Source organism: Okeania sp. SIO2C9, from assembly GCF_010672455.1.
In the GTDB taxonomy this organism is placed as follows: domain Bacteria; phylum Cyanobacteriota; class Cyanobacteriia; order Cyanobacteriales; family Microcoleaceae; genus Okeania.
The window spans coordinates 1-6,260 of sequence record NZ_JAAHGO010000163.1 but is presented as its reverse complement, the minus strand read 5'-3'; the positions used below and the strand labels follow the sequence as shown (position 1 = coordinate 6,260).

Below are 6,260 nucleotides of genomic sequence, written 5' to 3'. Positions count from 1 at the left end.
AAATGAGGGTATGTGCCTCCCCTTTTAAGGGGATGAAAAAAATATTTAGTTCAGTATTTCAAGCCTCCGACTTCAGTCGGAGGTTCACTGATAACTGATAACTGATAACTGATAACTGAAATGACCCTGGGGGTTAGGGGTGGGTTGACTCCTAAATAATTACAGCAGTTTCGGAATTAGTGAGGTACAAAATTTTAGGACTTTAGACAACAGGCAATAGAGAATTAATGAACTGTACCTCACGCTTCCTAAAAAGTGCTGTAAGATTAATATAATACACGCGCTTTACCAACGCCAAAATTTTTAGTTATTCATATATTTGGCTTTTTAAATAGCTACAAAATAAAACTCAAACAGTCTCACGCAATTCATTAATATCCGATCCACAAATCGCCTGTAAATTACGAGTAATTTTCTCAATTTCCCAATCCCACCATTTAATCTCTAGCAATTCTTTAATAATAGCTTCCTCAAATCTTTTACGAATTTCTTTAGCCGGATTTCCACCTACAATACTGTATGGTTGAACATTCTTTGTCACCACAGAATTTGTCGCTATAATTGCCCCATCTCCTACTTGAATACCAGGCATAATTATCGCTCCATAACCAATCCAAACATCATTACTAATAACAGTATTTCCTTTGTCTGGCCACGAGTCCGGCATTGCTTTTTCCCAACCTTCTCCAAACACAGGAAAAGGATAATTTGTCAACCAGTCAGTACGATGATTTCCTCCATTCATAATAAACTTTACATTAGAGGCAATAGAGCAGAATTTACCAATAATTAATTGATCTTCAATAAAATCAAAATTATAGAGAACATTACGCTCAAAATTCTCTGGATTCTCAAAATCGTCGTAGTAAGTATAGTCTCCGACAATGATATTGGGATTTTTAATAATGTTCTTTAAATAGACTAATCGAGTTTGATTAGGTATTGGATATTTAAGGTTAGGGTCAGGACCGTTACTCATATTTTTTGATATTTATAATCTTCTTTAAAGTTTAGCAATAAAAGTTTTTATAGCAATTGTTGAAATTGTATAAGTATTGAATAACTTTTGTTATTTTGATGGTTACTTTTGATAAATAGTATGAAAAAAAGAGTAGTTCATAAGTGGAGCTACTCTTGTCTAAACTAATTATCTTTACTATGTTTCAAAGATGGTGGGTGGAGCGGTGTAAGAAGGCGATTTTTCCCAGAACTATTCTCATAAATTCGCTTGAAAACTCTACCATCACGAGAGGTTGCCACAATTGATTGAGGTTGAATATCCAATATAGTAATTGCCATTAGTACTCTTGATATCATGTCCGGTAGGATCGGAGCGTGTATAGAATTAAGTTTCAATTGAAAGAAACCCTTTCCTAGGTCATGCTACGCAAACAGGATAGTAGCATAACTGCCCTCTCTCTGCGTTACTTCCACCAAAGTATAAGTATTCAAGGGGACATGATATGACTTATAGAATATCTAAAACAACAGAATATTAATAATCAACCCTTTGTCCTAGATAACTAAACGCCTTCTTCCTTCTTACTTCTTACTTCTGCTATAAAATTGAACTAAAAACCTACCACCTTCTTCAAGAATTTACTTCAAAACATACTTACTTAATACAGCATAGACTTCATTAATATTCACCGAACGATTAAATTCATGACTAATTGGTTCTGATTCACTACCTATCCAAATCTTTAACTCTGCATCTAAGTCAAAATGTCCTGCACTTTCTTTAGAAAACTTGGTAATTTTTGAATAGGGAATAGAAAGAAACTCAATTTTATGTCCTGTCACTCCTTGTTTATCTACCAAAATTAAACGCTTATTAGTAAACACAAACATATCGCGAATAATTTGGTAAGCTTTTTCAATTTGTTCTCCATCTACTAAAATATCGTTGAATAACTTATCTAGTTTTTTGGAATCAATATTAACTTCGGCAGCATTTCCGAGTAGACCACTAATTAAACCCATATTTTACTCCTTTGAAATAATTTTCAGTAGTCATCTTTCAGCAAGTAAACTTAAGCTAGAGGATTGATACTCAAGGCTGAAAGCTGATAGCTTGTTAATACTATAATTAACAATCAAATCATTAGAAATCTCCATAAATTACATCAACCTTTTCTGAAATCCTTGTTGGGGCGTTATATGCAATGTCCCTACATTCTTTTTCGGAAATATCTATTAGCAGAATATAATTTTTCTTTTCTATCTTAACAAAATCTGGAGTGATATCAAATCCCCTCAGTTTCGGTCTAAAAAAATGTTCCATCACAGCGCCATTGCCAAATTTTCAAGTTCTCCCCATCTCCCCATCTTCCCCTCCTGGGAGGAGTTAGGGGTGGGTTCCCACACTATGAATCTAATTACACCAATCCTAGCGGATTTGATCTGAAGCGATCGCCATTATTCTGATGAGAGTTTTTTGACTCAAGTAGATCGACCGCTTCTAATACTGTTTCACGGAAGTCAAAAGTCAAGAGTTAAAAGTTAAAAGTAAGATTTTACAGGCTCAAAACCTTGACACTACAGTAATTTCAAGAAATTATTTCACATCTAAGATTTGAAACTATTTGTGACATCTCTAAAGTGAATTGGTATAAGTCAATATCGTCAAGGTGGGCTAGAAAATTTATTAACAATTAGCACAAGTCCTGGTAGTCAATCATTAATTCCAGAAACAGTTAAAGATAAATTAAAAAGAGAATTATAAGACCCAGAAGGTTTTGATAGTTATACTTAAATTCATCAATTGCTCCATAGTGTTTATGATATTCAAGCAAGCTATGGAACTATATATAAAATAGTTTTTTATCAATTAAAAGCTAAACTTAAAGCGCCAGATTCAGTTAATATTAAACAACAAAAAGATGCCTTCAACAATGAATAATGAATAATGAATAATGAATAATTACCTCTCCTTGAAAAGAAGAGGATTGACTAATAATGAATTTTTTTTTATTATCCCCTTAAAAGGGGAGGCTTTAAACCACAATTTTTCGGTAAATAACTTTTTTAAAAAACTCGCAGAGCTAATTAAGTTGTTGTTAGATAAAAATCAAGAAATTTTAAAATATGCTCACAAAATTCGTTATTGGTGTCAGGATGAAAGTCGTAATGGAGGTGAAAACTGTTTCTGGACGAAAGGTAACTATTAAAGGAGTAAAACCAATTGGAAAAGAACAATAGAAATTTTTATATAGATGGTTATATGGTTTAGTAGAACCATTAACAGGGGAAAGCTTTTTCTTTGAATTTACTCACCTTAATAGTATTTGCGCGTGAAAAGTTTTTAGAATTATTTGCAGAGCAATTCAAAGATGAAATTCACATAATTCAGCTAGACAATGGTGGTTTACATAAAGCTTTAAACTTAAATCTTCCTGAGAATATTATTTTATTGTTTCAATCACCATATAGTCCACAAGTTAATCCCATAGAAAGGTTGTGGCAATACATTAAAGAAGATTTTAAGTGGATTAATTTTGACAGTATAGAGGAGTTACAAAATGCTCTGACTAAGAGTTTAAATAAATTAACCCAAAAAGTAATATCTCAAATAACTGGCTGGGAATTTATTATCAATGCTTTATCAATGGCCAATATTTAGCCTTGCGATCGCATTTAAGTATCCAATATTTTAAAAGTGATTGCACTAAAGTATTTGTAACATTCTTTTTTCACGCTTGGTATAATATCATGTCCGGATAATTAGTTATAAAAAAACTTTCTCCTTCAACTTCAGTTCTTCTTCTTTCTTCCCTCTTTCCTCCTGACTCCTGACTTCCCCTCCCCTCCTGGGAGGGGTTAGGGGTGGGTTGACTCCTGACTCCTTGGTAGTTATTTATTTATCACTGTTCAACCGGACATGATATAAGTCATAGGTCAGAATCATAACTATTGCGATTTATTTTGTCAATCTTGTAGAGGCGCAGGTGTATTGAAGAAAAGATAGAGTTTTCCAACTCACTTCCACTTCATTCCCAGTCTGAGGCTAATTGCTGGGTATTTTAGCTGTAGTATGATGTATTTTCTATTGCCTAAAAAAAAGGGTATTATTGGATGAAATACTATTTATACTTATGGATCGAGAAGAAAATTCATACCCTATCAACTTAGATTTTGTGATAAAAGCTATAAACAACAAGCTACTCGAAATCTATCGCCCTCCTCTAAATAATGCAGAAAGACTTATTCTCCAAGGCATCTGGAAGGATAAAACCTATAACCTAGTAGCTCAAAAGGCTGGTTATAGCTCTGGTTATCTGACCAATGTTGTAGCTCCTGAGTTATTTCGACGAATTTCTGATGTTGTGGGCCAGAAGGTGGCAAAAAAAAACTGTCGGGCAAAGCTTGAAAAATATTTTACCTCAAAAGCAACATCAAAAAAAACTATTGCCAGGCAAAATGATAGAACACTGTCTGTTGATATTAGGCAAGTGATGTCACCAAAATTTCCTAGTGGAGCAATATCTCTAGATTCTCCATTTTATATAGACCGATTCGATATTGAGAAGCAAGTATATGCAGAAATTGAGAAACTGGGGGCTTTGGTAAGGATCAAAGCGCCACAAGAAATGGGCAAAACCTCTCTGCTGCTGCGTGTTATGGACTATGCAAATAGTTTAGACTATCACATTGTTAACTTGGACTTACAACAGGTAGACCAAAATATTTTTAGTAATATTAATAGATTTTTACGCTGGTTTTGTGCTAATGTTTCTCGCCAACTAAATATAGAATCAAGGTTAGATAGCTATTGGGATGAAGACATTGGGTGTAAAATTAGCTGCTCTGTCTACTTCCAGGACTATTTACTAGATTCAATTGATTCGCCCATGCTTCTAGCTTTGGATGAAGTGAATCAGATTTTCGAGCATCCGGAAATAGCAAAGGACTTTTTGCCTCTGTTACGTTCGTGGTATGAGGATGGCAAAAGACTTCCCGTATGGCAGAAATTGCGTTTAGTAGTAGTTCACTCAACTGAAATTTATGTGCCTCTGCAGCTCAAACAGTCACCTTTCAATGCAGGGTTGCCAATCCAGCTACACAATTTTTCCTTGGAAGAAGTGGTAAAATTAGCTAAATATTACAGACTTAATTGGAAAGATGGAGAGGAAGCTAATCTTTTGATGGCTATGACAGGAGGACATCCTGCTTTAGTACATCTTGCTATTTATCATCTTAGTCGGGGGAATGTAACACTCACGGAACTATTACAAACAGCTCCTACATCGACAGGAATTTATTCGAGTCACTTGCAGCGTCATCAAGTGAAGTTGCAAAATGAGCCAGAATTAGCGATCGCTTTGAGTACAACGATAAGTGCGAGTGAGCCTGTATTGCTAGAACCCATCCTGGCTTACAAGTTAAACAGTATGGGGTTAGTGAAGTTAGATGGAAATAAAGCAGTTCTCACTCATCAGTTGTACCGAGACTATTTCCAGCAAACATTAAAACTCATTTGATAGCATAACAACTGAATGATTTGATCTCCTCTGGTGGCATAAAGGTGCGAAGATTACTGCTTATCTTTATCTTTTAGCTTGTGGCCTTATAAGGTTTATATGAGGTTTATATGAGGTTATATAGCAGTCTAAGCAAAGGGCGCGGACATATCAAAAGCTGAAAACTCAGGCAACGCAAGATTTTTTCCTCTCTCCTAGATAACTAAAACCTTCTTCCCTCTTCTTTCTGATAGATGAGAAATTATATGAGGTTTATATGAGAAATTATATGAGTTTTATAGGTTGTGCAGTTGTTTAGTGAAAGTTATCTTAAATGTAGCGGAGAAAAATACCAACAACGATTGTCAAAGCCTTATTTTGGCTTTGCTCTTTGAATGAAACTCTCTATATTTAAGTTGGGGGAAGGCTAATACCTTCCCTTCCCTAGAAAAATCTTGATCGAATTAGCCACAACTCTAATATGTCTAATTTCAGTATCAACAGGATTTACGCAGTACCGCTACATATAGTGTATAATTTAGTCATTATTGCTGATGTGACCGAAAAAATGGGTCTCAAGCCTCGCCCATAAGCGGGCGACTTTTTATTGCTTGCGGGTTGATTTTTTTCAATAAATATGTTATCATGTTGTTAGTTTGATGCGTCAAGTTATGAAAGCTAGATTTAAGTACCGTATATATCCAACGCCGGGACAAAAATACCGAGAGCGCCAAGCTATTTGGCTGTGTCCGTGTGGTTTGGAATGATAGTCTAGCTTGTTGCCAACAGAAGTATAAATCG

At 34.9% G+C, this 6,260-nt stretch carries 8 protein-coding genes; 5 read left to right on the top strand and 3 right to left on the bottom strand.

Annotated features, from left to right (window positions below; genetic code table 11):
• Positions 1-349: 349 nt before the first annotated feature.
• From F6K23_RS39700 to F6K23_RS39690, 3 genes are all read right to left on the bottom strand, one after another.
• The gene (locus tag F6K23_RS39700) at positions 350-979 is read right to left on the bottom strand and encodes a CatB-related O-acetyltransferase (protein ID WP_293166591.1); all 630 of its coding nucleotides are present in this window, start codon (positions 977-979) and stop codon (positions 350-352) included.
• Positions 980-1,143: 164 nt separating this feature from the next.
• A complete protein-coding gene (locus F6K23_RS39695) occupies positions 1,144-1,299 on the bottom strand; it encodes a hypothetical protein (RefSeq protein WP_293166589.1) in 156 nt (51 codons plus the stop codon).
• Between the two features lie 300 nt (positions 1,300-1,599).
• Positions 1,600-1,983: a PH domain-containing protein gene (locus tag F6K23_RS39690; RefSeq protein ID WP_293166587.1), complete on the bottom strand. Its 384-nt coding sequence runs from the start codon at positions 1,981-1,983 to the stop codon at positions 1,600-1,602.
• 932 nt (positions 1,984-2,915) lie between these two features.
• Between F6K23_RS39690 and F6K23_RS39685 the strand changes: the two genes are divergently transcribed.
• The 5 genes from F6K23_RS39685 to F6K23_RS42655 all read left to right on the top strand — a co-directional run.
• Complete coding sequence (locus F6K23_RS39685) at positions 2,916-3,170, top strand: hypothetical protein (RefSeq protein WP_293166585.1); 255 nt, start codon at positions 2,916-2,918, stop codon at positions 3,168-3,170.
• A gap of 92 nt (positions 3,171-3,262) precedes the next feature.
• Positions 3,263-3,622, top strand: coding sequence for a transposase (locus F6K23_RS39680; protein ID WP_293166583.1), 360 nt, complete (start codon positions 3,263-3,265; stop codon positions 3,620-3,622).
• Between the two features lie 472 nt (positions 3,623-4,094).
• Positions 4,095-5,480, top strand: coding sequence for an AAA-like domain-containing protein (locus F6K23_RS39675; RefSeq protein ID WP_293166581.1), 1,386 nt, complete (start codon positions 4,095-4,097; stop codon positions 5,478-5,480).
• Between the two features lie 638 nt (positions 5,481-6,118).
• On the top strand, positions 6,119-6,226 hold the full coding sequence (locus F6K23_RS42660) for a helix-turn-helix domain-containing protein (protein WP_367267961.1): 108 nt from the start codon (positions 6,119-6,121) through the stop codon (positions 6,224-6,226).
• The coding region (locus tag F6K23_RS42655) for a hypothetical protein (RefSeq protein ID WP_367267585.1) at positions 6,213-6,260 on the top strand (48 nt) is incomplete at its 3' end. The genes F6K23_RS42660 and F6K23_RS42655, both read left to right, overlap by 14 nt.